Origin of the sequence: [Clostridium] innocuum (assembly GCA_012317185.1) — a bacterium.
Lineage (GTDB): Bacteria > Bacillota_I > Bacilli_A > Erysipelotrichales > Erysipelotrichaceae > Clostridium_AQ > Clostridium_AQ innocuum.
Genome location: CP048838.1, coordinates 2,813,820 through 2,839,478 on the forward strand (window position 1 = coordinate 2,813,820; position 25,659 = coordinate 2,839,478).

Sequence of the window (25,659 nt, forward strand, 5' to 3'; positions counted from 1 at the left end):
ATTCCTTTTCTTATTCGAAATTCGAACAGTATCTCCAAAAGAAAAAGCCGCAGGTTCCCCTTTGGCTGTTGCATGTCTTATTTCTTTTTTCATTTGCTTTTGGTGCTTTTGGAATCCTTGGCATTTGCCATTTTCGGTGCCTTTGGATCCGGATCATCAAAGTAACGTCCCGGCTTGGATAAGTCAAAATACAAGCGACTGTCTTCACTCATACCGAAGCTCTTATTGCTGCCGTCATCTGTAATTTTATTTAGTGCTTCACAGAACAGTGCATTGTGAGCTTCCTCACGCTCCAGCAGGAACATGATGGTTTCCTTGACATATTTATCATCAATCTGACGATACAAATACTCATATACCACCTTGGCACGCTGTTCACTTGCGATATCCGCAAGCAGATCGGCTGCCAGATCACCTGTCACGGTCACATAGTCAGCAGTCCATGGATTTCCGCTGGAATTTACCAGGGCAGGATTCAGACCGAAGGTAACCATTGTTTCAATCTCACCGGCATCCACCTTCTTATAGTCCACATCACCACCATTTAACAGATTGATGGTTTCTGCCACCATTTCCATGTGGCTCAGCTCTTCGGTACCGATATCCAGAAACAAATCCTTGAAGACCGGGTCCTTTGCGCGAAAGCTTTGTGACAGATACTGCATCGCTGCCTTGACCTCACCGTTGCAGCCTCCCAGCTGTTCCTGCATCAGGACAGCGTATTGCGGATTGGGACGCTCTACCTTTACAGGATGTAATAACTTTTTCTTGTGTTCAAACATATTCTCACTCCTTTGTCATCATTAGTATGGGAAGGAGTGTTTCATTTATACGTGATTTTAAACATCTATTTCTTTGTATTCACTGCCTAGCTGTGCATAATGCGCGGCATTCTCCAGAATTTCCTTTACCTGCTCCTCACTGCATTTGCGTATGATCCGGGCAGGACTGCCCACAGCCAGACTGTTTTCCGGAATCTGCTGTCCTTCCTTTACAAGAGCCCCTGCACCGATGATACTGTGTCTGCCGATATGTGCACCGTTTAACACAATAGCTCCCATGCCGATCAGCACCTCATCCTCAATCATACAACCGTGCAGCACCGCATTATGGCCCACGGTCACCCGTTTCCCTATTTGCAGCAAATGCTTCGGATCCGTATGCAGCGTGCAATTATCCTGTATATTGCTGTCCTCGCCGATATGAATATGATCCTTATCGCCACGCACCACGCTGTGAAACCAGATGGAGCTTCCCTTCTCCAGCGTCACATCACCGATCACGGTCGCATTGCTGGATACATAGGCGCTTTCTTCTATGAGCGGCTGCTTATCTCTGTATGGTAAAATCATGTTCTACACCTGCTTTCCTTACAGCTATACTATACCACACAAGACACCGTTATCATGAAGGAATTTACATACGAAAGTTAAAATTTCAGATGTCAGTACCTTTAGATATTTCTTCCCCTATTTAACGATAAGTCAAAAAAAGAATTCACATTACTATAAATGACAATAGAAATGTGAATTCCTTATCCATAAACAACCGAAGACCAGGCCTTTTTAAAATTACCTGCTTTTTTATTATTCAATTCCAAACACAGGAACAGCAGGTGCAACCTCAGCGAAGCCATAAGCTGTTGGCAAAGCATCCGCACACCTTATTGTATTTCCGCATATCCCATATTTATTCAGGACAGCATACAAGACAGCTCATATATTATTCCTGCTCCTGATCCTTCTTATAATCTTCATACAGGCTGGAAAAGGCAGAGCAGCTGGAGCAGTCACTGTGACAGGAGCCGCAGCCGGAGTCCTTCCCTTTTTTCGGTCTGGTAGCATAAACGATCACCGCAAGTATGGCAAGCAGTACCGCTATTACGATAACATCTGCAATATTCATATTCTCACATCCTGTTCACCTTTAGTATATGCAGGAATACAGGTTTTGTCCAATCAGAAGAACATACTTCCGATCTGAAAGACAAGGAATGCGACAAGATAGGCAACCAGCGTCTGGTAGCCGACAGCTCCCAGCGCCTGCCTGATGGATCCCAGTTCTCTTCTTGTTGCGGCGAAGGCGGCAATGCATGGCATATACAATACCGTGAAGCACAGATATGCAAAGGCGGAAACCGGAGTGAAAATTGTCTGCAAAGCAGCACTCAAACCGGCATCGCTGTTTGTCTGGGTCAGTACACTCAGCGTGGAAACAACACTTTCCTTTGCCGTGATTCCGGTTACAAGCGCGGTACTTGCTCTCCAGTCCTCAAATCCCAGCGGTGCAAAAATATGAGAAATCCAGGTGCCGATGCTGGCAAGCATGGAATCTGCGGAATCCGCAACTGCAGTGAAGGAAAAATCATAGCTCTGTAAAAACCAGATAACGATGCTGGCCACAAAGATGATCGTGAATGCCTTGCGCAGAAAATCCTTAGCCTTCTCCCACATATGCAGCACTACACTTTTTGCACTCGGTATACGATAGGAAGGCAGCTCCATTACAAAGGGCACGCTGTCTCCCTTAAACATTGTGCTTTTCAGCAACAGTGCAGACAGGATTGCCACAAGGATACCAATCAGATATACACTGATCAGGATCAATGCAGTATGCTCAGGAAAAAATGCAGCAGTTATCATACCGTAAATTGGCAGCTTGGCACTGCAGGACATAAACGGAGTGACAACGATAGTCATTTTCCGGTCACGCTCACTGCTCAGTGTACGGGCGGACATGATAGCGGGCACACTGCAGCCAAAGCCAATCAGCATTGGCACAAAGCTTCTGCCCGACAAGCCGATTTTACGCAGCAGCTTATCCATAACAAACGCCACCCGGGCCATATACCCGCTGTCCTCCAGCAAAGACAGGAAGAAAAACAGCGTTACGATCACAGGAAGAAAGGACAGTACGCTTCCCACACCGTTGCAGATACCGTCTATGATCAGCGCCTGCAGCCAGTCACTGACCTGCAAGGACGCCAGCAGGTTAGCCATTTGATCACATGCTACGGCAATCCCATCCTCCAGCAGCGTCTGCATAGTGCCGCCAATCGGACCGAAGGTCAGATAGAAAATGCACAGCATGATCAGAATAAAAATCGGTATGCCAAGATATTTATGGGTCAGCAGCCCGTCAATTTTCTCGCTGCGCACCTGTGCTGAGGATGCATGCCGTTTCACAACACAGTCAGCCACCAGCTCCTCTATATAGGAATAGCGCATATCTGCCAGTGCAGCCTCACGGTCTGTCTGTAAGGCATCCTCCATGCTTTTTACGATTTTTTCTATAATATCGATATCATCCTGATGCAGCTTCAGCTCCCTTTGCATTGGTTCATCTCCCTCCACCAGCTTGGTAGAGGCAAAACGCATGGGAACCTTTGCCTGTTTCGCATGATCCTCTATAATATGGGCTATGGAATGAATGGCACGGTGAACCTCTCCCTTGCAGAAGTCCAAATTTACTGCCTGTTTTCCATCCCGAATCTGCTTTTTCACCACACGGATCAGCTCATCGATCCCCTCATTTTTGCTTGCGGAGATAGGCACGATCGGACAGCGCAGATGCTCACTCAGCGTATGCACATCAATGCTGTTTCCACTCGCCGTCACCTCGTCCATCATATTCAGCGCAATCACCATCGGCTTCTGCAGCTCCATCAGCTGCAAAGACAGATAGAGGTTTCGTTCAATATTCGTAGCATCCACGATATTGATGATCAAATCCGGATCATCCTTTAAAATGAAATCCCTTGTCACCACCTCTTCACTCGTATAAGGAGACAGGGAATAAATTCCCGGCAGGTCGACCAAGGCAGCTTCCTTAAACGATTTGATCTGCCCCATTTTCTTTTCCACGGTTACTCCGGGAAAATTCCCCACATGCTGGTTGCTGCCGGTCAGTCGGTTGAAGAGTGTCGTCTTGCCGCAATTCTGATTACCGGCCAGTGCGATTAGGACATCCTTCATTTCGCCCCCTCCGCATCTACCTCAATCTTTGCGGCATCCTCCAGACGCAGCGTCAGAACATAGCCTCTCAGATTCAGCTCCATGGGATCACCCATTGGCGCCACCTTGTTTACATGCACGTTCGTGCGCGGCGTCAATCCCATATCCAGCAGCCGTCTGCGCAGCGCCCCCTGTCCGCCAACTGCCCGTATAATGCCACCCTGTCCGGGTTTAATGTTATCCAATGTCGTCATAATCAACTACCAACTTTCTAAATGTTACCCTTGGTTAATATCCATATATATCATACTCTAATTCCTTACTTTGTCAATGCTTATCGTGCAGTTTTTCACAAACGCAAACATATTTCCACCACTATTTTCCCCTCGGTGATGATTTTCCACAGACAAGCTCTTTCAAATGCATCATCCACCACCCTTGCCCAGCCGCCCTGAAAGCCGCCAGCTAATAAAATACGATATGAAATATTCTTTCATTTGTTGATATTACAGGCATTCTTTTCAGCAATTTAAAAGAATGCATACTGAATTTTCTTTTCTTATGTGCACTACGCCTTTTTGTGATAAAATGAACATAACAGATATTTCTTAAAACTCAACTTTTATGGTGAAACCAATGAGGAGGTTCCATATGAAACGCAGTTTATTTAAAAAGCATCAGCTGTGGTATGTCGCAGGCTTTCTGATTATCAACTTTGCTGCCTGCATCATCATAGGCAATCATGCCTACCGGCAAATCCAAGCGGATATGAATGCGCATGCTTTGCAGTCACAGGAGGAAGTACAAAGTGTTATGGATGATTACCGGCATTCCTTTCAGCTGTTCACTACCATGCTTGAAAGGGAGGTGGAAGCAGAGCCAAAGCCGGCAGTCATCTGGAAGTATCTGAAAAAGCTGGATAAGCAGCTGCAGGCTATTGAGGGTGATACCTTTGACGGCCTGTATATGTATTATAGGAACTCCTATTTATACAGCTGGGATACGCCCTATGAGCAATATGAAAAAAGCGGATATGATGCCACAACACGTCCGTGGTACCGCAATGCAGTGGATGCGAAGGGTGAAATCGTGTTCACTCCGCCGTATATGAGCTTTGCCAATCATTATATTCTATCCACCATTTCACAGCTGCAGCCGGATCAGAAAACCGTGTTTGCCTATGATATAAAAATGGGAAACATACAGAAGCTTATCGCCTCTTTACAGGCATATGATAAGGAGCAGCTGATCATTTTTGATAAAAAAGGCACCATCATTGGCAGCAGCGAGGAGGATTATCTCGGCGGAAACCTAATGCAGAGCACTGAGGAAAACAGAGAACAGCTGACAGAGGCAAACAACAAGCTGAAGCAGGCCGATTCCTCAATTTCAAAGGAGGATCGAAAGAAGCTGGAGGATGAGGCTTCCTATGCACAGGCCTTCTATGATTTTCAAAACAGCTTTTCCACCGACTTCAACTCGCTTCTGAAGGATAACGGTATGCAGCTGGTTGATTATCAGAATCAGAAATACTTCGGACTGATCCAGCAGGGAAACGAGTTTGATTATCTTATTCTCGTACCCGTATATTCCATGCTGTCCGCAACCCTGCAAATCTGGCTGATTCCTCTGCTCATACTGGAAATCATATTGATTTATGTGCTGAGCCAGATCAGCAGAGAGCTGAAAAACCGTGAATTAAAGGGGGCCTATGTGGAGCTGGGTCAGACACAGAAGCGTTTGGAAATTGCATTACAGGCTGCCCAGAAGGCTGCAGCCATCGATGAGCTGACCGGTATGATGAATATGAAATCCTTCCGCAGTACAGTTAAGCATCACATACAGGGAATGGAGGAGGATGAGAATGGAATCCTGATTATGATTGACGGCGATCATTTCAAATCTGTCAATGATCAATATGGGCATTCCGTCGGTGATGAGGTTATCCGTCTGACGGCACAGATGATTGTCGGTCGAATCCGTACGGTCGATTATGCTTCACGACTCCATGGAGATGAGTTCGCCATCTTCGTATCCAATACGCGTGACTACTGTGTAGCGGAAAAAATCATGGAGGATATCAATCTGTCACTGGCGAAGGAAGCCCAGAAACGAAATATGCCCGCAATCACCTTATCCTCCGGTGCTATTATCGCCTGCCCCAATGATAATTATATGGAGCTGATCAAGGCTGCCGATGAGGCTTTGTACAGAGCAAAGGAAACGCACAACGGTGCCTTTCGTCAGGCTGAGGAGAGGTAAAAAACATACAGCCTGCGTTCTTATGTGCGATACAGTAGGCACGCAATGCATTTGAGACAAAAAGGATCAATTTCATCTTTACGAACCTGATGAAATCGATCCTTTGCTTTTCTATTTCGTACACGGGCAAGCGCCTGTTCTGTCGCAGGGCATCTCCTTTATGAATAGCCGGGCACCGCAATTTCTGCATACCTCTTCCTCTATTTGTTTTGATTACCTTTCTGCGTACATAGGCTAACGCCGCAAACCATGCGACTTTATCTGCACAGATAGATTCCCGGACAGCATCCCCCGCCAAGACACATATTGCATAAGATCAGCTGACAGCAGAAATTTGATCCTCCACCGCCAAAGGGACTCTGCATACTCTGATAGCGGGTTCTTCCGGACTGCATCTGTGCATATAGCTGACGGTATTGCTGATTGGACGGATCCATTTGACATGCTCGCTCTGCCGCCTCCATCGCCGCAATCTGGTTCCCGATACTATAATTGCTGATGGCATACAGATAATACCAGGATGCATCCCGATTCTGAATGCTGTTCAGCACCTGAATCGCCTCCTGAAAACGCCCCATGTTTATATAGCTGACAGCTGCCTGGTAATCATTGGAAAATGACTGCTGATAGGTATTCTGCTGGTAGCCGTTGAAATTCTGTCCGAATGCTCCCCCGTTCTTTTTATAATCCAGTGCCTGCTGATAAGCATTCTGTATCTGCTTGAATTTCTCTTCAGCGTAGGGTTCCTTGTTTACATCGGGATGATATTTCTTCGCAAGCTGGCGATAAGCACGCTTGATTTCATCCTCACTGGCATCCCTTGACACCCCTAATATCTTAAACGGATCATCCATCTTTTTCACCTGTTCTTTTCTTTCTTACCATTTCATATTTCGTCCAGACTCCCGCATACAGGATATTACGCAGTATATCCGCATGCCGCAGAATCGGCAGTGCTTCAAATGCATCGGCGCTGTTGGAAATCATCAGCTCCAGAATGACCTTGACACGTTCATCAAAATCCGTTTGCCCGCTTTTTTCAAGAAACGGATTGAACTGTCCCTTCCTTCGATCGTCTTCCACATCATCATAGGCATCCATGATGTAGATGAACCTTCCCAGATAATCTCCCAGACGATATAGTGTATCATACCATTCATCATGCCGGTAGGTAACGATTTCCGCCATCATCACACCGCTTAAGGAGGAAAGCCTGTCCAGATCACGGCTTTGCGCCTTCTCCAGCTCCGCTGTCTTTTGCAAAACCTCACGGATTGCCTGTATCTTATGGGGATAGGCTTCTTCCATACGCTTCATCGGACGCTTTAAAAGCGATAGCATGCTTCTGGCCTGCAGCCGATGCTCATCCTTCCAGTCATCCTCACACTTCAGATAGGTCAGAATAATCGTCATATCCGCAGCATAGCGAAGATAAGCATTCTCCCGCTTTACATGCCGGTGCATCGGATGAACGACGCATCGCTCCCTGACGAGCTGATCCTCCGGCTCATACAATGCCGTAAGCAGAATCGCCAGAAAGGTGAGATCAAAATTTAAGGTCAGCTGACCTCTGCGACCGAAATCCTCATGGAGTGCTTTGCACATGCCGCAGTAAAAGGATTGATAGGTATCGAAATCCTTTATTTTAAGCTCCGGTTTATTGACAATTACATATCCAAACATGTTACTTTCCCTGCCTTGACAAAAAACTTCATGTGATAAGTTTACCCTTATTATAGGGAAATTTCAAGAGTCGCAGACAAGATAACATAAAAACACACATTGCAAGTCGCTTTTCAGCCTGTTGTGCAGACTATGCATCATGCATATACCAGTTAAAAAAAGCTGCATTATTTCCAAACGCTTACTCAAAAAGAAGATGCATATACATAAAATGATGATGCATTCAAAGGATATTCTATAAAGGGAATACTCAGTCTGGTGAAAAAGGATCCTGTGTATTGGAAGAAAGCCTTTTCATATCAGGAAAAATCTTAACACACCTAAATGACTGCTCTGTATATAAAAAAGCCAGGTGTGCAAACGCAAATCCAACACCTGCCTTTTCATCAATCTAGTTCATGTTTCATTTTACTGTTATCCCTAAGCAGGCAGAAACTCATTTCTATTCTGTCCGATTTTCTTTCATGAGCTCTCCATGGATACATACTCTGCCGCCATTCGAGCATTTTGCATCAAACTGCGTTGCCCGCTGTTCTCCATAATCCAGCGATGCACCATTCAATAATGCATAAACACTTGGATATATTGAATTCCAGAATTCATGACATAGAGGCGGACATAAGTCCTTCACAACAAAGCTGTCTCCCTGTTTACAATACCCGCTGCGGCATGCACTCTTCGTTACGGTCAACCTGACTGTTCTCATAGCTGATGTTCCCTCCATCCTTCAACATAGTAGGATATGCAATTCGACACTCCCCCCACGGTCATCGTTTTCCTTTCATAAAGCTTATCACTTATGATTACACGCTCTTTACTGCCGCAAGAAATGCACGAACCCTTTGCGCACTTACGATTTCATAGTCGGATGCATGCGGCTGTGGTGCATAGGAGAAGCTTACCGATTTACTGATCGTAGTCACATCCTTTTTCCAGTCCTTGCAGGAGGAATGCACCTGACAAATTCCGGTTTCCACCAGAAACTGCTGTACGTTATCAGCATGCAGCCCACTTCCTGCCAGCAGCTCAATGCGGGAACCGTACATGTTTTGCAGCTTCCTCAACAGTGTTAGCGCCTGCATGGCTTTGGGCTGCTGTCCACTTGTCAGGATGCGGTCTACGCCAAGTGCGATCAGCGTTTCTATGGCAGCGAACGGATCCGGTGTACAGTCAAAGGCCCGATGGAATACCGCTGTTTTCCCTGCTGCATGAGCCATTGCAACCAGCCGGGCACTCTGCTGCTCGTCTATAGTTCCATCCGCATGCAGACAGCCGAATACAATACCATCCGCTCCATTTTTCAGCATTTCTTTAGCTTCGTCCAACAGCTGTGCAAAGTCTGCAGTCTCATAACAGAAGCCTCCTCCACGAGGGCGAACCATTGCCATGACGCTTAGCTGCGTATGCTGCTTTACCAACTTTAAAGAGCTGACACTCGGTGTCAGTCCTCCCATGTGTAAGGCACTGTTTAATTCAATACGGAGAGCACCACCCTGCTCTGCCTGCAGTGCATCATCATAGCTGCCACAGCATATTTCTGTTTGTATTTTCATTGTAATCTCCTTTTTTAAAAGCTGATTCCAAGCACACCGGTGTCAGGGCCTTGCGTAATGTATCAATTTCTGTTCAATTCCCGTTTAAAACACCGTCATTCTTAAACAGCTTTGTATTTGCTTCGTTTCCAGTCCGCTTTGCGCACAAAGTGATACTGCTTATCATCTGAGACCGTAGCATCAAAACGATAGCCCAGTCTGCAGAAGCGCTTTACATCATCAAACTGCTGAATATTCTGTTCAGCCAGCCAGCGCACCATTTCACCTCTTGCCATTTTCACATAAACACCCTTTTCTCTGCGCCTGCCCTCTTCTTCTTCCAGAAAGTAGACGCTGACAAAGTGTACATCCGGATCCAAGTGCCGTTTTATGAGCCTGCCGTACTGCTTGCTGGATAAATCCAGAATCTGCTTATCCTCTTCAATCAGCCGTTGATAGGGCTTGCTTCCCCAGAAATCATATAGGCTTGTGCAAAAGGGTGTACGAAAGGGACTGTCCAGTTCAAGACGATAGGGTACGACGCCGTCAAAGGGCTCCAGAATACCATATAAGCCGGATAAAATGCGAATATGCCGTTCTGCATAAACGAAGTATTCATCTGAAAAAAGATCCGGTGCCATATAGCTGTATTGTATACCGTCAAAGCTGAGCAGTGCCGGCACACAGGAGACATTCACATCCATGTGCTGATAGCTGTTGTATGTCCATTCGGCAATGGCATCGCTGCAGTTCAGCATGGCTTTTAATTCCTCCTGCTTCTTTGTTTTCAGATATGTAACAAGCCGTTCACTTTCCGACAGGAAGCAGGGCATGCGTTTGTGATCCATAAAATCAATTGTCGGACGCATACGTTTTGCCGGAGCAATTAATATCAACATGAGGTATCACCATGAACAAGATATCATACTTCAAAGGAAAAAACAACTTTTAAGTAGGCTTGCGGCAGCTAACATACATAGGTCTAATTATAAACTGCTGGACACTTCTGATTTAGTTCTGTTCGCCAGGGAATATGCTATACTTCAAGAAATGCTTCCAGTGCTTTGATAAAGATGACTGCATCTTCCTCTTAACGTTTTGTTTTGAAGATGCAAAGCGATCGTGCTATTTTAGGCAGATTGTTTATCCAGACAGAGGTGGTAATGAAATCATAATGCGCAAGTTCCCACAGTAGCTTCTCTTTATCTCCCGGCGTTGATAGCGCACGAACATGATCAATATACAGCGACTGCAGATCATGATCGATCAGCTGCAGTTCATATTCCTGCTCCTCATCGATCCTATTCATCAGATCTTCATTCGCATCTGCGAAGACTACCTCATACCCGAATGCAAGCAGGCGTTCTCAATAAACAAACCCTCGTCCGATACTGCCGGCTCCAAAATGCACAGCCCTTCTCATTGTTCTCCGTTTTTCATTTTTCTACGGTTGGTACCGTTCACCCTATTTGTTAGCAACCAGCGTGCCACAGCATATGAAAATGCCCTATTTTTTTTGATTTTCATTATTTTCTCCAATATTTCTATATAGATAATGCAGTGTAGAGCTTCATCATAAAAAGAATGCAGAATTTTAATTCAATGAAATTCTGCATTCTTCTATTTCTATTCTGATTTATTCTTTTCCATTTTCTCTTTTAAGGCATCATATGTAGCACAATCCAGAATTTGAACAACAACATCATCCAACTGCTGTTCGCTCAAGGTATCCACCCAATCATCATCAATACCGTACTTATGGATAAGCAGTGCTTTTAACATTGTTCTTTTTCCTTTTACGAGACCTTTTTCAAGACCTTTTTTAAGACCTTTTTCAAGCCCCAGCTTTTCAGCTTCTGCAGTTCGCTCCTCCAAATTGGCCTGTACTGCCTGCTCCGCAAACTCCACCGATTCCGCCCAGCTGAACAATGATCCGTCCTCACGCATTTCATTATATTTTTCCATAACCACGTTCACCATCCTTCTCTTCATGTTTAGTATAGCATCATCCGGATTATATGCAAGCACATAGCAGAAAGTTTCAAACTCTGTCAGATTTTCCACACCTCCAACCTCTTTTACACGCTGTTTGATCATTGGTAAAAACACGATGGCTCGATTCAGTGTACCGTTGGGCTCCTCCTGATTATCCTCATCCTTTACCTTGTAGTGGCGTATCATGCGTCCGCCATCCCTGGGCTTATCATTCATAAAAATAATCTGATAAAACGGCTTCAGCTCTGTATATTCGTCTCCCTGCTTCAGCTGTCTTCCGACCAGGCGGTAGCCGTACTGCTGAAAACGCAGCTGTTCCTTCTGCGTATAGCCGGATACCTGCATTTCCAGATCGTAAAAATGGCCGGCTTCATCCTCCAGTACGACATCCAAAACCGCACGTTTACCAAAAAAAGCTTCCGGCAGCAGCTCCGGGTTCAGGACCTTCGTTTCATGGACCTTCAGTCCGTAAATTTCTTCGATGATTCTGCTTCTCAGCAATGCAGAGCCTGCATCGTCCCCAATCAGCATGTATTTGAAGAAAACATCATTGTGAAAGGGGATCGGGTAATCCTTTGCATATTCTTTTTCCATAGGTAGTATCCTCCTTTTTTTCCTATATACTCTTATATACGTATGAAATATACAAAACTCCTAAAATTTTTTAAAAAATTTACAAAAATGCTTCGTATACCGGAAAACGATGTTCTGACTACCCTGGAAATACAGGAATTCACCTGTGTCCAGTCACAAGCGCGCAAAAAAAAACTGCGCAACCCTGTAACGGGTGTACGCAGCTTTATCAATTTTCAGAATGGGTTATCTCAACTGTATATTCCCCATCTCTGACATCCACACGGATGGTATCGTCCTTACCTGCATTTCCTTCAATCATCCTGCGGGCAATCAAAGTTTCAATATTTCTCTGGATATAACGCTTCATCGGTCGTGCACCATATAACGGATCTACACCCTGTGTGGCAATAGCTCTGTATACAGCATCACTAACCTGTAATGTGATATCCTTATGCGCAAGACGCTGTGTAAGCTCCCTCATGAATTTATGAGCAATCTTACCTAGCATATCATCATTCAATGCATTGAAGACAACGATTTCATCAATACGGTTAATAAACTCCGGTTTAAAATATTTCTTCACTTCATTCATATAATTAGTATCACGATCAGCACCATCAAAGGCGAACTGACTTCCCAGATTGCTGGTCATGATCAGCAGGGTGTTCTTGAAATCCACAGTCACACCCTTGGAATCGGTAATGCGTCCATCATCCAGTATCTGCAGAAGAACATTAAATACATCCGGATGTGCCTTTTCAACCTCATCAAACAGAATAATGGAATACGGATTGCGACGCACAGCCTCGCTCAGCTGTCCGCCCTCATCGTAGCCGACATATCCCGGAGGCGCTCCTATCAAACGGGAAACGCTGTGCTTCTCCATATATTCACTCATATCAATACGGACGATATGGGATTCACTGTCAAACAGCTGCTCCGCAAGTGCCTTGGCAACCTCGGTTTTACCGACACCGGTTGGTCCCAGAAACAGAAAGCTTCCAATCGGGCGATGCTCATCCTGAATCTGAGCCTTACTGCGCAAAATGGCATCACTGACAAGCTCCAGTGCGTTATCCTGTCCTATGACACGTTTCTGTAAGGCTTCCTTCAGATGCAGGAGCTTCTGACGTTCACTTTCCACAAGACGGCTGACCTCCACACCGGTCCAGCGGGATACGATTTTCGCAATCAGCTCCTCGTTGACGGTTTCCTGAATAAGGGCATCCTCCTTCTGTTTGTCGGATTGTTCGCGAATCAGCTTCTCCAGATGCGGTATCGTCGCATACTGCAGCTTGGCGGCATCCTCATAACGTGCTTCATTCTGTGCCTGCTCCAGATCCAGCTTTGCCTTCTCCAGACGAACCTTGGCATCCTTGCTTTCCTCCAGCTCTGCCTTTTCATCCTCCCACTTTGTATACAGGGAGTCCTTTTCCGCCTGCAGCTGTGCAAGCTCTGTACGAATATCCTCCAGACGCTCCTTCGCCTTTTTATCTTCCTCTTTCTTTAATGCGGTTTCTTCAATCTGCAGCTGCATGATTTTTCTCTGCAGCTCATCAAGCTCCTGCGGCATAGACTCCATTTCCACCCGCAGTGTGGCACATGCCTCATCGATTAAATCAATTGCCTTATCCGGCAGAAACCGGTCGGTAATATAGCGGTTGGACATCGTTGCTGCGGCAAGAATCGCCTCATCCAGAATCTTCACACCGTGATATGATTCAAAGCGGTCCTTTAACCCACGCAGGATGGAGATGGTATCCTCCACGCTGGGCTCCTGCACCATAACTCGCTGGAACCGCCGCTCCAAAGCCGCATCCTTTTCAATATACTGCCGGTATTCATTGAAGGTAGTTGCCCCGATACAGCGCAGCTCGCCTCGTGCCAGCATCGGCTTCAGCATATTTCCGGCATCCATGCTGCCCTCTGTTTTACCGGCACCGACAAGATTGTGAATTTCATCGATAAACAGAATGATATTTCCTTCTGCCTGCTTCACTTCCTCCAGAATGGATTTCAGACGCTCCTCAAATTCACCACGGTATTTCGCACCCGCAATCAGAGAACCCATATCCAGCTCAATCAGCTTCTTTTCCTTCAGAGACTGTGGAACATCGCCCTTCATAATACGCCATGCAATACCTTCCACAACCGCGGTTTTACCAACACCCGGTTCACCAATCAGCACCGGATTGTTTTTTGTCTTACGGGACAAGATCTGAATGACACGGCGGATTTCATCATCCCGTCCGATAATTGGATCGATTTTACCGTTTTTGACATCCTCCACCAGATTACGTCCGTATTTACTCAACGCCTCCAGATTGGCCTCCGCATTCGGTGAATCCATCTTCTTACCGCCTCTGCGCTTCAGCTCCTCATCCTTGCAGGTCTTTTCATTCAGATGGAATTCCTTAACAAGCTGCTTGGATATATAGGACTTATTAAACATCAACGCAATCCAAACACTGGCAACACTCAGATAGGTTTCCTGAATACCGGCACTCCACTGCTCCGCCCTGGAAAAGGACTGAGCAACCTCGTTTGACAGCTGTGGATTGACATTGCTGCTGGTTGCCACTCTGTTCATTTCCTGATCGATCAGCGTCAGGGCTCTTGTCTTATCTATATTCAGGCGCTTGAATAAGCCATCCAGCACATCATGTTCAAAGATGGCCTTCAGCATCTGGATGGTGTCAACGGTTGTATGCTGATACGATTTGCAGATTTCCACTGCCTGCATGATAATCTCCTGCAGCTTTTCACTCATTTTATCAAAGTTCATACGATCACGCTCCTTTTTAGCACTCTCACTCTTTGATTGCTAATGCTATTATAGCACAGTTTTTAGCACTGTCAACACTTGAGTGCTAAAAAAGAGAAAGTATAGCAAAAAAGTAGGAATACCTGAGCTTTCGTATTCTTCCTTCTGCTATGTGTCTGCGGTAAACTGCAAATACAGTTAGCCTAAAATTGCAATCGAAAGAAAATGAAGGTCAGTGAATTCTGATCGCAGAAATCATAACAGTTCGTTTTGTATACTCCTTTAGTAGCTGCGATTCTTTCCAACAGATATTCTCTCATATATTATATATACGCTGACCCTGTGTTTTTAAGTCCCTTCTAAATATGCCAGTCGTTTGATATAAGATACAGGTATTGAAAAAAAGCAGGAAATATACCTGCTTTCAACATCATCAAAAGATATATAGGATAGCGCTGCGCATTTTCTTTTAAAACAGGCTTATCAAACAAACCACCTGTTTTCTTAATCGTTAAGATACTTCTTGATTTCCTGCATGTGATGGATTCTGGCATAAGCCTTGCTCTGATCCACGCCATAACGATCATCTGCATAGGCAAGCACGCGCATACCGGCAGCATTACCTGCCGCTATCCCATAGCTGCTGTCCTCTACAGCAATGCATTCCTCCGGCTTCACCTTCAGCTTTTTTGCGGCTGTCAGATAAATTTCGGGATTAGGCTTACTTTCATGAAACATCTCACCACTCAGCAGCTCATCAAAGCAGCCAACCAGATCACAGACATTCTCCATCGTCTGAATCTGATGCATGGCCGAGCTGGATGCAACTGCCGTTTTATAGCCGTGCTCTTGCAGCCAGATCAGCGTTTCCTTTACTCCCGGATTCAATACCTCATCATACCCAAATGCATGAAGCTTACAGTAATCATCCAGCTTTTCCTTAAATTTTTCCATCGGCCAGTCCATATGCATGACCCGCATGCTTTCAGTATATGTATACGTATAGGAGCTGCCAACCAGAGAATGCATAAAAGCATCATCCACCTCTGTCCCATAGCTTTTATAAAATCCTCTCAGCTGCTCCAGGTTTTTTGGTTCACTATCCACCAGCACCCCATCCATATCAAATATTACGGCTTTGATCATAATCTACCTTCTCCTTTTCCTTGCTAATCACCAGTATATCGGGACAATTCTGCTTATTATGCATCGTAATTCTGCACACGCTGAAGCAGCGGCTTTGCAACGCAGCACTCCATGCCAGCAGTGCTTCACTTTCTTCTCTGTTGCAGGCCTGTCCCCAATACAATACCAGAATCAGAATACCATGCTTTTTCAACAGATGCAATGCTTTTGTGGCCGCGCAAAGAGACGTTTTTCGCCTGGTCATGATTTCAGGATCCCCATGCGGCAGATATCCGAAATTAAAAATGCCGAGATCCAGCGGCTCCCGGATATAGATATCACAGCATTCATGTGAATCCAGAATCAGAGTGGCCTTCCCTTCCAGCTGTGCACTCTCCAGCTTTTCTCTGGTCTGCACATACGCCTGCGGCTGAATATCGAATGCATAAATATGAGAACAGTTTTTCTGCTGGGCTAGAAACAGCGTATCGTACCCCTGCCCCATGGTAAAATCCGCACAGATGCTGTTTTCTGTTAATTGGCTCTTCATGATATCATGAACGATTTCAACAACTTTTTTCATGTAATCTCCTTTTTTCATCACTGCATTCATTATATAATAGCAGTAAGGAGAATGCTATGAAAACAATAAACGATTCCCAAATACAATCTGTATTACAGCTCTTTTCGACCATTCATAAGGAAGCATGGCTGGTGGGAGGCTGTGTGCGTGATATGCTGATGGGGCGGGAGCTGCATGATTATGATATCACAACGGATGCCACGCCGTATGAGGTGATGGCGCTGTTTCAAGAAAAGGGCTACCGCGTCATACCAACCGGACTGAAGCATGGTACTGTAACCGTCCTTGTACAGGATGAGCCCATCGAAATCACAACCTATCGTACAGAAAGTGCCTATACCAATCACCGCAGTCCAGAAGCAGTTCACTTCACCCCGGATATCGATGAGGATTTAAAGCGGCGGGATTTCACAATGAATGCCATCGCCTGGCATCCGAAGCGGGGCTTTCATGACCCTTACCATGGACAGGCAGACATCGCCAAAAAAACCATACGCTGTGTCGGAAAGGCTTCCGAAAGAATGCAGGAGGATGCTCTGCGTATTCTTCGTGCCATGCGCTTTCACTGTACACTGCACTTCACCATCGAGGAAGAAACGGTGCAGGCCATACGCACCCATGCCCATCTGCTGTCCTATATCTCCAGAGAACGCATTCGGGAGGAATTCAACCGTATCCTGCTGCAGGATTATCCGGATACGCTGCAGCTGTTAAAGGAAATGCGGGTGCTGGATACAATTGCGGCAGGCTATACGAAGCTGATGAACAAAGAACAGAACAATCCCTGGCATATATATGATGTATTCACGCATACCGATGTGGCACTGAACCATACGAAAGGGATGGCGTTGGAAGGCAAGCTGGCCATCATTTTCCATGACACGGGAAAGCCGGCTTGTGAAACTCTGGATGCAGACGGCATCTCCCATTATTACGGACATGCGCAGAAATCTGTTGAGCTTGCCCGCTGCTGGCTGAAAAAGCTTCACTATGACAATCGGACCATACAACGCGTTTTACGCTGCATTGCATATCACGATTACAATCTCACACCGAAAAAAAGCACTTTGCGCAGATATCTTTCAAAATTTGATAATCAGCTGGAGGATGCCTTACTGGCCCTGGATGTACAGCTCGCAGACCAGCTCGCAAAAAACCCGGAGCCGGCCGCAAACGGTGTCCGGATCATCCGGCAATGCAAAGAGCTGCTACTGCACATGCACGCGGAGGAAGAGCCTCTCAGCTTACAGACACTCGCGGTAAACGGCAGAGACATGATGGGTTTCGGTCTATGCGGCAAACAGATCGGTATCGCACTGCATATGCTTCTGGACTACGCGATGCAGGATCCTTCTCGTAACACAAAAAAGCAGCTGATTGAGGAATTAAACAGGAAATGCCAAAATCTGCACAATGCATAAACCATATGGAAGCACGGTTTTACTCTCTGCTTATGCGCATATTTCAGTATGCAGAGCTTATCTGCATTCCCATCCAAAAAGGAGGCATCCCCATCGGAAAGCCTCCTTTTTCAAGCCTGACAGGTATTCACTACCTGTGCTCATTCACTTAAACGCTTCAGATCATCCACCAGCTTTTCACAAATCTCCTCATCCAGCTGTGACAGGATATACCCCTGATACGTACAGTATTTGGTTTTGATATCCTGAATGGTCTTCAGCTCGGTCTCATTGCGCTCCTTATCCTGTAATTCACTGAGGATTTCCGCAGTAAGGCGAATCGGCTGATCGTATACCATCGTGATATCAGCCAGAGAACTGTTCCTCTGCCCCCGTACCTTGTTCACTGCCTGATTGAGATAGTATTCTATCATGACGGCCTGCTTGTGAATCTGTAATCCGCAACTCATATAGCATCATCCTTTCTGACAATGCTATCGTACTGCTGATTGTTACATCATGCGTGTAACAATCACTAAAATGTAAGACTTCCGCTCAGCAAACCATAACCAACTGCCAGTACACCGCACAGCAGCATGACGGTAATCGGACTTTTTTTATATTTTCTCAACAGAAAGAAGCCCAGTGCAAACAGCAGCACACTTTCCAGATTAACATCTGCAAGCGATATCGCTTTTCCTCCCCAGAAGGCATCGATTCCCAGAGACACCCCTGCAGATGCAATCAAAGCAACCACCGCCGGACGAAGCCCCTTCAGCACTGCCTGAATCGCATCCAGCTGCCGGTATTTATAATACAGAAAGGACAGTGTCAGGACAATGATAAAGCTGGGCAGCACCACACCAAGAGATGCCACCAGTGCTCCCGGCAGCCCCGCAATCTTTGTCCCCACGAAGCTGGCGGCATTGATTGCAATAGGTCCCGGTGTCATCTGAGATATGGTCAGGATATCCGCAAATTCACGCATGCTCAGCCAGCCATGCATGGCGACGACCTGATCCTGAATAATCGGAAGCGCCGCATAGCCGCCGCCAATGCTCAAAAGCCCGATTTGCAGAAAGCTGAACAACAGCTGTAACAGTGTCATTGCAGACCACCCTCCTTCTTTATCGCTCGCTCAATCAGATAGCCCAGTGCACCGCATACGATTATGATGATAAGCAGATTGACATCAAACAAAACATTGCATACAAAGGCTGCCAGCATGATGAGCACATACACCTTCTGCGGCTGGCTCCAGACCTCCCGGCCCATCGTCCATACCACATCACAGATGGTCGCAACCACACCTGCCTGCATTCCAAACAGCATGACCTGTATCCAGCGTATCTGGATAAACGCCTCATAGCAATAGGATATCACCGTTAGGATCACAAGCGGAGGAAGTACTGTTCCGATGACTGCAACGATTGCCCCCGGGATACCGGCACAGCGATAGCCGATACTGATCGAGGCATTGACAGCGATTGCTCCGGGTGAGGATTGGGCGATAGCCACCAAATCCATCATCTCTCCCTCTTCAATCCAATGCAGATCCTCAACAAATTTCTTTCTCATCAGCGGTACGATCACATAGCCTCCACCAAAGGTACAGGCGCTTAACATAAACACGGAAGAAAATAATGTTCCGTACATTTTTGCATTTTTCTCCAATTTCATCACCTTCCCTACTATTATAGTCCTTGTCATTTCATAATGAAAATAGTATTATTATATATATTTAATAACAGTTTATTATGAAAGGAGAATTTCATGACGCTACGACATCTCCGCATTTTTGTTGCGGTATGCACATGGGGAAGTATCACCAGAGCCGCAGAAAAGCTGCATATGGCACAGCCCTCGGTATCCCTTGCCATACGGGAGCTGGAGGAGTATTATCAGCTGCAGCTGTTTGACAGAATCTCGCGCAAATTATATCTGACAGGTGATGGAGAGCGCTTTCTCAAATACGCCAGTCACATCACCTCCCTGTTTGATGAAATGGAAAACAGCATGGAACACTGGAGTGATATGGAAAGCATGTCCATCGGCTCGAGTATTACCATTGCCAACAGTCTGCTTTGTGAATGCCTGCACAGCTATAAGCTGGAGTATCCGAAGCGGCAGATACAGATTCTCATTGAAAATTCCATGATTCTTGAGGAGTCCATCGTTTCCAATCAGCTGGATTTGGCGCTGATTGAGGGAATTCCGACACATGAGCATATTCAGAAACTATCGTTTTTCAAGGATGAGCTTGCCGTCATCTGTGCCAGAGAGCATCCGCTGGCAGAAAAACAGAAGCTGTGTCTGCAGGATATTGCACAGGAACCGTTTTTGCTGCGGGAGAAGGGCAGCGGTACAAGAGAAATTCTGGATTCCATCATGAAGGTGCACGATATTCAACTGCATCCCATATGGGAGAGTGCCAGCACCCGTGCACTGGTTAAGGGGGTGCAGTTCGGCTTCGGTATCTCCATCCTGCCCTATCAGATGGTAAAGGCAGAGCTGGAGGCAGGCATTGTCACCCGTTTGTATTTATCGGATGTTTCCTTTCAGAGGGATTATTATATCATCTATCATGCAAACAAGCATCTGCATGCCGGCTTGTTGGATTTTATCGCAACCTGCCGCCGGGTCTGTGCGAAGATTCAGGCAAAGGAGTAAGCAATAGACATACAAAAACAGGCCTTGCAAGGGCTGCATGAGGTATACAAAAGAAGACTTCACCTTATTGTTTCGGGAAGTCTAACGTGTGTATCTATTCGATTTGAATGAACGCGTAGCAGCATGCCTGTCGCGTAGTTTCCATCATGCCTGCATCCAGGATCGTAATGCTTCCTTCACCTCAGCTACAGCAGAAAATACAGCATTTGCTCCTGTGAGATACCGGTATACATAATTCCATTCCTCAACGGAGAATTTCGTATCCTCTATTTCCAGAATCATATCCGCATATTCCTGAAAAATCATCTTCTGTCGAAGATCAGAAATATAAGCAGCATCACAGTTATCAAATATATAATCCAGCAGTGCATCCTTCATGGCTTCGCCCCATTTCTTGTGTATATCTATAAAATTATACGTAAATAGACAGTGTGTTTTTTTATGATTTTCCCTCTATTTTCTTGAAAAATTGACCCTTTTCGCGAAAAATACGCCTATTTCATAAAGTATGCTTTTTTATATACATCCATTGATATTATAAAAGAATTGCACCTCATTTACAATATTTCCAATACAAAATACGAAAAAAATAGCAATTTCTGGCTTGGATACGACTTTTTTACAGCTTTTTCTATTTTACACAGCTACAGCCAAAGCAAAAGGAAGCAGGGAAATCCTATATGACGATATTATTTAATGATTTCATATGAAGAACAGCCGTTTTGATTATCAACTGTATTTCCATAAACTATATAATGAAACTACTGCAGGCAACTGCACTTAACAGCGGCTTCTTACTGTTCGCTGACTCCCCAAGCGCTTCTCCTGTTTTTGAAACAACTGATTATTCAATTTCATTGCTGAAGAAGAAATCATGCAGTACATATACCATAGCAGGTGATACATAAAAATGCACCATGCTCACAGAGGAACTGCTTATGATTCTGCTTTTTTAATGACTGCATCATCGTTTCCTAGTAATTGCTTTAACCGAATTTCCGATCTGTCTGAGCTTTCATATACAAAAGGAGCGCTTTTGGCCTTAACAACCGAAGCGCTCTTTCCTATATCGAGATTACTTTTATGAATGAACAGCCTATGCCTTCTGATAAGCGATTTCCCCGTTGATAATGGTATAGCGGATAACGTTTTGTGTATCCAGCAAAGAGCTGTCACAGATGATGATATCCCCGTCCTTGCCCTCTTCAATGCTGCCGATGCGTTTCTCCAGTCCAAGGATTTTTGCAGGATTGATGGTGATGGCTTTTAATGCCTCCTCTTCCGGCAGACCGTCCTTCATGGCAAGTGCTGCACATAACGGCAGATATTCCTGCGGTACGACCGGTGAATCCGTCGTAATGGCGATCAGGATTCCTTCCCTGCACAGAACACCCGGCGTTGTAAAGGATTTGTTTGCCAGCTCGAATTTTGATTTATGGGTCAGGGATGGTCCGACGATAGCCGGATATCCGCTTGCCTTCACCTGTGCCTTGATAACCTCCCCATCCGTGCAATGATCCAGTGTCACATTGACATCGAATTCCTTAGCGATACGAATCACCGTCAGGATATCGTCCGCACGATGTGCGTGACATTTTAACGGCAGCTCCTTTTTGATAACCGGAATCATCGCCTCCAGCTTCATATCATAGGCCGGCATTTTCAGTGGATCGTTGTTAGCGGCTTCCTTTTTTGCGATGTATTCCTTGGTCTTTGCCAGCGTTTCCCGCAGCAGCGCTGCAATGTTCATTCTGGTTTTGATACGGCTGTCCTGATAGACACGCTTTGGATTCTCCCCAAAGGCACACTTCATCGCCACCGGATTCTGTATGACCATTTCATCAATGCTGACGCCGTGTGTTTTATAGGCCATGAAGGTACCACCGATGACATTGGCGCTTCCAGGACCTGCGGCCACCGTGGTGATTCCGGCATTGCGGGCATTGATAATCGTTTCATCCAGTGGGTTACAGCCGTCGATGGCACGCACCTGCGGCGTAATCGGATCACTCATTTCATTAACATCATCACCTTCGCCGCGAATGGCGCTTTCCTCCATTCCCAGATGACAGTGGGCTTCAATCATTCCAGGGAACACCTGTTTTCCGGATGCGTCGATGATCAGTTCTCCGGTTTCCTCTTTCAGATTTTCACCGACTGCGGCAATTTTTCCATTTTGCACGCGAATATCCGCCTGTATGGTTCCGGCAGCGGCCATTGTATGAATCCTTCCATTCTTAATTAACATCTTGTCTGCTCTCCTTTGCACTTCCTATGCGTTTGTTATCAGTTCCGCAATCGTATCTCCCATCTGGGAACATGTCCGGTATGTTTTTCCATCCTCCATGATATCCTTTGTGCGATATCCCAGACGAAGTGCCGCTTCCACAGCCTCTTCGATTTCCGCAGCTTCCTGATCCATGTCAAAGGCATATTTCAGCATCATGCCTGCGGCCAGTATCGTGCCGATTGGATTGGCGATATTCTGCCCTGCGATATCCGGTGCAGAGCCGTGAATCGGCTCATACATACCGCGCTTTGTTTCCCCCAGGGATGCACTGGGGATCAGACCGATGGAGCCGGTGATCATGCTGGCCTCATCACTCAGGATATCCCCGAACATATTCTCTGTCACAACGACATCAAACTGGGATGGATCCTTCACAATCTGCATAGCGGCATTATCCACCAGCATATGTGTAAGGGTTACATCCGGATACTCTTTTGCGACTTCACTTACGATTTTACGCCATAAACGGGAGGTGTCAAGTACATTCGCCTTATCGACGGAAATAACACGGCTTCCCCTTTTACGCGCCGTCTGAAATGCCGTATGGGCAATTCTTTCGATTTCATGCGCATAATAGCACATATTGTCACTGGCATAAAGTTCTCCGTTTTTTTCCACCGTGCTTTTTTCTCCGAAATACACACCGCCGATCAATTCCCGAACGACCATAAAATCAATTCCGTTTGCGACGATATCCTTACGCAGCGGAGAGGCATCGGATAGCTCCTTAAAGATTTTCGCAGGACGCAGATTGGCATACAGACCAAGCTCCTTGCGAATGCTTAACAATGCTTTTTCCGGACGGATAGAAGGATCGACATGATCCCACTTCGGTCCGCCGACTGCCCCCAGCAGCACGCTGTCGCTGGCAAGCGCCGCATCCAGGCTTTCCTTTGGCAGTGAGGTTCCGTATTTATCAATGGCGCAGCCTCCGGCATCCACTTCCGTGTAGACAAAGCTGTGTCCGTATTTCTTTGCGATGACATCCAGAACCTTCACCGCCTCTTTGACGATTTCCGGTCCGATTCCATCTCCCGGTATTACCGCAATATGCTTCTCCATTTACTTCCCCCCCTGCTCTTTAATGGCATTTAACAATCCGTTGTGCTGCATGATGTTTTGAATAAACGCAGGAAACGGCTGTGCCTGATAGGTTTCGTTTTTTGTTTTATTTATGATTTCTCCGGTATTGAAGTTGATTTCCACCTCATCCTTATCATCAATACGCTCACTTGCCTCCACACATTCCAGGATTGGCAGACCGATGTTGATCGCATTGCGGTAAAAGATACGCGCAAAGCTTTTTGCGATCACACAGGAAATACCGCTTGCCTTAATGGCGATCGGCGCATGTTCACGGCTGCTTCCGCAACCGAAATTAAAGCCTGCCACCATGATATCGTTCACTTTGATTTTCTTTACAAAGTCCGCATCGATATCACACATGCATTTTTCTGCCAGCTCCTTAGGATCACTGGTATTCAGATATCTTGCGGGAATGATGACATCGGTATCGACATTATCCCCGTATTTATGTGCTGTTCCATTTGCATTCATGCTTACGCTACCTCCTTTGGTGCTGCAATTCTGCCCATAATGGCACTGGCTGCCGCAACAGCCGGGCTTGCCAGATATACCTCGGAATCTACATGCCCCATCCGACCGACAAAGTTCCGGTTCGTTGTCGCTACACAGCGTTCATTTTCCGCCAGTATTCCCATATAGCCGCCCAGGCATGGACCACACGTTGGTGTGGATACCACGCAGCCTGCATCGATGAAGATTTCCGTATAGCCCAGTTGTATGCACTGCTTGTAAATTTCCTGTGTTGCCGGAATGATGATGGCACGCACTCCTTTTGCCACATGCTGTCCCTTCAGAATCTGTGCAGCCTCTGCCATATCGGACAGCCGTCCGTTGGTACAGGAGCCGATGACAACCTGATCAATCCTCACAGGCTCTTTGATTTCATCCATCGTTCTGGTGTTTTCCGGCAGGTGCGGGAAGGCTACTGTATGGGTGATCTGGCTCAAATCCAGATGATACACATTGCAATAGTCTGCGTCCGCATCTGCTTCATAGGTAACATATGGACGGCTTACACGATCCTTGACATAAGCCTCCGTAATCTCATCGAAGGCGAAAATTCCGTTTTTGGCACCGGCTTCGATTGCCATGTTTGCCATGCATAAGCGATCATCCATGCTCAGACTCTGTAAACCGATACCGCTGAATTCCATCGATTTATACAAGGCGCCATCCACACCGATCATGCCGATGATGTGTAAAATGACATCCTTTCCACTGACATGCGGTGCGAGCTTTCCACGCAGATCAAATTTGATAGCTTCCGGAATTTTAAACCAGCATTTGCCGGTAGCCATGCCTGCGGCCATATCCGTACTGCCCACACCGGTGGAGAAAGCGTTCAGCGCTCCGTACGTGCACGTATGGGAGTCCGCACCGATGATGCATTCCCCAGGTCCTACGATACCCTTCTCCGGAAGCAGGGCATGCTCGATTCCCATTTCCCCGACATCGTAAAAGTGCTCGATGTTCTTCGCATAGGCAAAGGTACGGCATGCCTTGCACTGCTGTGCTGCCTTGATATCCTTGTTTGGCGCAAAATGATCCATAACCATGCTGATTTTTCCCGGATCAAACACCTGTGAAAAGCCGTATTTTTCAAATTCCTTGATAGCAACCGGTGATGTAATATCATTTCCCAGTACCATATCCAGATTCACTTCGATCAGCTGTCCTGCCTCCACGTGATCCAGACCGGCATGTGCTGCCAGAATTTTCTGTGTCATTGTCATTCCCATA

At 46.1% G+C, this 25,659-nt stretch carries 25 protein-coding genes and 1 pseudogene; 3 read left to right on the top strand and 23 right to left on the bottom strand.

The genetic code is table 11. The features are described from left to right. Positions 1–89: 89 nt before the first annotated feature. From G4D54_13680 to G4D54_13700, 5 genes are all read right to left on the bottom strand, one after another. Complete coding sequence (locus G4D54_13680) at positions 90–782, bottom strand: manganese catalase family protein (GenBank protein ID QJA03421.1); 693 nt, start codon at positions 780–782, stop codon at positions 90–92. A 57-nt stretch (positions 783–839) separates the two neighbouring features. After that, positions 840–1,352, bottom strand: a complete 513-nt coding sequence (locus tag G4D54_13685; protein QJA03422.1) for a gamma carbonic anhydrase family protein — start codon at positions 1,350–1,352, stop codon at positions 840–842. Positions 1,353–1,722: 370 nt separating this feature from the next. Next, a complete protein-coding gene (locus G4D54_13690) occupies positions 1,723–1,905 on the bottom strand; it encodes a FeoB-associated Cys-rich membrane protein (protein ID QJA03423.1) in 183 nt (60 codons plus the stop codon). 53 nt (positions 1,906–1,958) lie between these two features. Further along, the gene (feoB, locus tag G4D54_13695; protein QJA03424.1) at positions 1,959–3,974 is read right to left on the bottom strand and encodes a ferrous iron transport protein B; all 2,016 of its coding nucleotides are present in this window, start codon (positions 3,972–3,974) and stop codon (positions 1,959–1,961) included. After that, a complete protein-coding gene (locus G4D54_13700; GenBank protein ID QJA03425.1) occupies positions 3,971–4,207 on the bottom strand; it encodes a ferrous iron transport protein A in 237 nt (78 codons plus the stop codon). Before G4D54_13700 ends, feoB begins: the two co-directional genes overlap by 4 nt. Before the next feature lie 397 nt (positions 4,208–4,604). Between G4D54_13700 and G4D54_13705 the strand changes: the two genes are divergently transcribed. Then, positions 4,605–6,215, top strand: a complete 1,611-nt coding sequence (locus G4D54_13705) for a GGDEF domain-containing protein (GenBank protein ID QJA03426.1) — start codon at positions 4,605–4,607, stop codon at positions 6,213–6,215. 257 nt (positions 6,216–6,472) lie between these two features. Here G4D54_13705 and G4D54_13710 read toward each other — a convergent pair whose 3' ends face one another. The 10 genes and pseudogenes from G4D54_13710 to G4D54_13755 all read right to left on the bottom strand — a co-directional run bounded on the left by G4D54_13710 (position 6,473) and on the right by G4D54_13755 (position 16,473). Next, on the bottom strand, positions 6,473–7,069 hold the full coding sequence (locus G4D54_13710) for a DnaJ domain-containing protein (GenBank protein ID QJA03427.1): 597 nt from the start codon (positions 7,067–7,069) through the stop codon (positions 6,473–6,475). Next, positions 7,062–7,898: a hypothetical protein gene (locus G4D54_13715; protein ID QJA03428.1), complete on the bottom strand. Its 837-nt coding sequence runs from the start codon at positions 7,896–7,898 to the stop codon at positions 7,062–7,064. The genes G4D54_13710 and G4D54_13715 overlap by 8 nt, the downstream gene beginning before the upstream one ends. A 442-nt stretch (positions 7,899–8,340) precedes the next feature. Then, positions 8,341–8,604 (bottom strand): TIGR04076 family protein, encoded by a 264-nt coding sequence (locus G4D54_13720; GenBank protein ID QJA03429.1) that lies wholly within the window; start codon positions 8,602–8,604, stop codon positions 8,341–8,343. A 97-nt stretch (positions 8,605–8,701) separates the two neighbouring features. Continuing rightward, positions 8,702–9,451 (bottom strand): copper homeostasis protein CutC, encoded by a 750-nt coding sequence (locus G4D54_13725; GenBank protein ID QJA03430.1) that lies wholly within the window; start codon positions 9,449–9,451, stop codon positions 8,702–8,704. Between the two features lie 101 nt (positions 9,452–9,552). Continuing rightward, positions 9,553–10,329 (bottom strand): peroxide stress protein YaaA, encoded by a 777-nt coding sequence (gene yaaA, locus G4D54_13730; GenBank protein QJA03431.1) that lies wholly within the window; start codon positions 10,327–10,329, stop codon positions 9,553–9,555. Between the two features lie 191 nt (positions 10,330–10,520). Further along, positions 10,521–10,853 (bottom strand): annotated as a pseudogene (locus tag G4D54_13735) (mannitol dehydrogenase). Between the two features lie 203 nt (positions 10,854–11,056). Next, on the bottom strand, positions 11,057–12,019 hold the full coding sequence (locus G4D54_13740; GenBank protein QJA03432.1) for a transposase: 963 nt from the start codon (positions 12,017–12,019) through the stop codon (positions 11,057–11,059). A 208-nt stretch (positions 12,020–12,227) separates the two neighbouring features. Then, positions 12,228–14,786 (bottom strand): AAA domain-containing protein, encoded by a 2,559-nt coding sequence (locus tag G4D54_13745; GenBank protein QJA03433.1) that lies wholly within the window; start codon positions 14,784–14,786, stop codon positions 12,228–12,230. Between the two features lie 483 nt (positions 14,787–15,269). Then, positions 15,270–15,911, bottom strand: a complete 642-nt coding sequence (locus tag G4D54_13750) for an HAD family phosphatase (GenBank protein QJA03434.1) — start codon at positions 15,909–15,911, stop codon at positions 15,270–15,272. Next, positions 15,889–16,473, bottom strand: a complete 585-nt coding sequence (locus G4D54_13755) for an rRNA methyltransferase (protein ID QJA03435.1) — start codon at positions 16,471–16,473, stop codon at positions 15,889–15,891. The genes G4D54_13750 and G4D54_13755 overlap by 23 nt, the downstream gene beginning before the upstream one ends. Before the next feature lie 56 nt (positions 16,474–16,529). Between G4D54_13755 and G4D54_13760 the strand changes: the two genes are divergently transcribed. Next, positions 16,530–17,894 carry an HD domain-containing protein gene (locus G4D54_13760; GenBank protein QJA03436.1) on the top strand — a complete coding sequence of 455 codons (1,365 nt, stop codon included), beginning with the start codon at positions 16,530–16,532 and terminating at the stop codon, positions 17,892–17,894. Positions 17,895–18,034: 140 nt separating this feature from the next. Here G4D54_13760 and G4D54_13765 read toward each other — a convergent pair whose 3' ends face one another. The 3 genes from G4D54_13765 to G4D54_13775 all read right to left on the bottom strand — a co-directional run bounded on the left by G4D54_13765 (position 18,035) and on the right by G4D54_13775 (position 19,553). Further along, positions 18,035–18,343, bottom strand: coding sequence for a hypothetical protein (locus G4D54_13765; protein ID QJA03437.1), 309 nt, complete (start codon positions 18,341–18,343; stop codon positions 18,035–18,037). A 65-nt stretch (positions 18,344–18,408) separates the two neighbouring features. Beyond that, the gene (locus tag G4D54_13770; protein ID QJA03438.1) at positions 18,409–18,981 is read right to left on the bottom strand and encodes a chromate transporter; all 573 of its coding nucleotides are present in this window, start codon (positions 18,979–18,981) and stop codon (positions 18,409–18,411) included. Beyond that, a complete protein-coding gene (locus G4D54_13775) occupies positions 18,978–19,553 on the bottom strand; it encodes a chromate transporter (GenBank protein QJA03439.1) in 576 nt (191 codons plus the stop codon). Before G4D54_13775 ends, G4D54_13770 begins: the two co-directional genes overlap by 4 nt. A gap of 93 nt (positions 19,554–19,646) precedes the next feature. Between G4D54_13775 and G4D54_13780 the strand changes: the two genes are divergently transcribed. Then, positions 19,647–20,543, top strand: coding sequence for a LysR family transcriptional regulator (locus tag G4D54_13780; GenBank protein QJA03440.1), 897 nt, complete (start codon positions 19,647–19,649; stop codon positions 20,541–20,543). A 144-nt stretch (positions 20,544–20,687) separates the two neighbouring features. Here G4D54_13780 and G4D54_13785 read toward each other — a convergent pair whose 3' ends face one another. The 5 genes from G4D54_13785 to leuC all read right to left on the bottom strand — a co-directional run bounded on the left by G4D54_13785 (position 20,688) and on the right by leuC (position 25,658). Further along, the gene (locus G4D54_13785) at positions 20,688–20,921 is read right to left on the bottom strand and encodes a hypothetical protein (protein ID QJA03441.1); all 234 of its coding nucleotides are present in this window, start codon (positions 20,919–20,921) and stop codon (positions 20,688–20,690) included. A 718-nt stretch (positions 20,922–21,639) separates the two neighbouring features. Next, positions 21,640–22,791, bottom strand: coding sequence for an amidohydrolase (locus G4D54_13790; protein ID QJA03442.1), 1,152 nt, complete (start codon positions 22,789–22,791; stop codon positions 21,640–21,642). Between the two features lie 24 nt (positions 22,792–22,815). Beyond that, a complete protein-coding gene (gene leuB / locus G4D54_13795; protein ID QJA03443.1) occupies positions 22,816–23,895 on the bottom strand; it encodes a 3-isopropylmalate dehydrogenase in 1,080 nt (359 codons plus the stop codon). Further along, the gene (gene leuD / locus G4D54_13800; protein QJA03444.1) at positions 23,896–24,390 is read right to left on the bottom strand and encodes a 3-isopropylmalate dehydratase small subunit; all 495 of its coding nucleotides are present in this window, start codon (positions 24,388–24,390) and stop codon (positions 23,896–23,898) included. Between the two features lie 2 nt (positions 24,391–24,392). Then, entirely contained in the window at positions 24,393–25,658 is a 1,266-nt protein-coding gene (gene leuC, locus G4D54_13805) for a 3-isopropylmalate dehydratase large subunit (GenBank protein QJA03445.1), read from the bottom strand. Position 25,659: the final 1 nt, after the last annotated feature.

Bases quoted from the DNA above. Each gene is read 5' to 3' on its own strand.
- G4D54_13680 (QJA03421.1), bottom strand. From the start codon at position 782: ATGTTTGAACACAAGAAAAAGTTATTACATCCTGTAAAGGTAGAGCGT.
- G4D54_13685 (QJA03422.1), bottom strand. From the start codon at position 1,352: ATGATTTTACCATACAGAGATAAGCAGCCGCTCATAGAAGAAAGCGCC.
- G4D54_13690 (QJA03423.1), bottom strand. From the start codon at position 1,905: ATGAATATTGCAGATGTTATCGTAATAGCGGTACTGCTTGCCATACTT.
- feoB (QJA03424.1), bottom strand. From the start codon at position 3,974: ATGAAGGATGTCCTAATCGCACTGGCCGGTAATCAGAATTGCGGCAAG.
- G4D54_13700 (QJA03425.1), bottom strand. From the start codon at position 4,207: ATGACGACATTGGATAACATTAAACCCGGACAGGGTGGCATTATACGG.
- G4D54_13705 (QJA03426.1), top strand. From the start codon at position 4,605: ATGAAACGCAGTTTATTTAAAAAGCATCAGCTGTGGTATGTCGCAGGC.
- G4D54_13710 (QJA03427.1), bottom strand. From the start codon at position 7,069: ATGGATGATCCGTTTAAGATATTAGGGGTGTCAAGGGATGCCAGTGAG.
- G4D54_13715 (QJA03428.1), bottom strand. From the start codon at position 7,898: ATGTTTGGATATGTAATTGTCAATAAACCGGAGCTTAAAATAAAGGAT.
- G4D54_13720 (QJA03429.1), bottom strand. From the start codon at position 8,604: ATGAGAACAGTCAGGTTGACCGTAACGAAGAGTGCATGCCGCAGCGGG.
- G4D54_13725 (QJA03430.1), bottom strand. From the start codon at position 9,451: ATGAAAATACAAACAGAAATATGCTGTGGCAGCTATGATGATGCACTG.
- yaaA (QJA03431.1), bottom strand. From the start codon at position 10,329: ATGTTGATATTAATTGCTCCGGCAAAACGTATGCGTCCGACAATTGAT.
- G4D54_13740 (QJA03432.1), bottom strand. From the start codon at position 12,019: ATGGAAAAAGAATATGCAAAGGATTACCCGATCCCCTTTCACAATGAT.
- G4D54_13745 (QJA03433.1), bottom strand. From the start codon at position 14,786: ATGAACTTTGATAAAATGAGTGAAAAGCTGCAGGAGATTATCATGCAG.
- G4D54_13750 (QJA03434.1), bottom strand. From the start codon at position 15,911: ATGATCAAAGCCGTAATATTTGATATGGATGGGGTGCTGGTGGATAGT.
- G4D54_13755 (QJA03435.1), bottom strand. From the start codon at position 16,473: ATGAAAAAAGTTGTTGAAATCGTTCATGATATCATGAAGAGCCAATTA.
- G4D54_13760 (QJA03436.1), top strand. From the start codon at position 16,530: ATGAAAACAATAAACGATTCCCAAATACAATCTGTATTACAGCTCTTT.
- G4D54_13765 (QJA03437.1), bottom strand. From the start codon at position 18,343: ATGAGTTGCGGATTACAGATTCACAAGCAGGCCGTCATGATAGAATAC.
- G4D54_13770 (QJA03438.1), bottom strand. From the start codon at position 18,981: ATGACACTGTTACAGCTGTTGTTCAGCTTTCTGCAAATCGGGCTTTTG.
- G4D54_13775 (QJA03439.1), bottom strand. From the start codon at position 19,553: ATGAAATTGGAGAAAAATGCAAAAATGTACGGAACATTATTTTCTTCC.
- G4D54_13780 (QJA03440.1), top strand. From the start codon at position 19,647: ATGACGCTACGACATCTCCGCATTTTTGTTGCGGTATGCACATGGGGA.
- G4D54_13785 (QJA03441.1), bottom strand. From the start codon at position 20,921: ATGAAGGATGCACTGCTGGATTATATATTTGATAACTGTGATGCTGCT.
- G4D54_13790 (QJA03442.1), bottom strand. From the start codon at position 22,791: ATGTTAATTAAGAATGGAAGGATTCATACAATGGCCGCTGCCGGAACC.
- leuB (QJA03443.1), bottom strand. From the start codon at position 23,895: ATGGAGAAGCATATTGCGGTAATACCGGGAGATGGAATCGGACCGGAA.
- leuD (QJA03444.1), bottom strand. From the start codon at position 24,390: ATGAATGCAAATGGAACAGCACATAAATACGGGGATAATGTCGATACC.
- leuC (QJA03445.1), bottom strand. From the start codon at position 25,658: ATGGGAATGACAATGACACAGAAAATTCTGGCAGCACATGCCGGTCTG.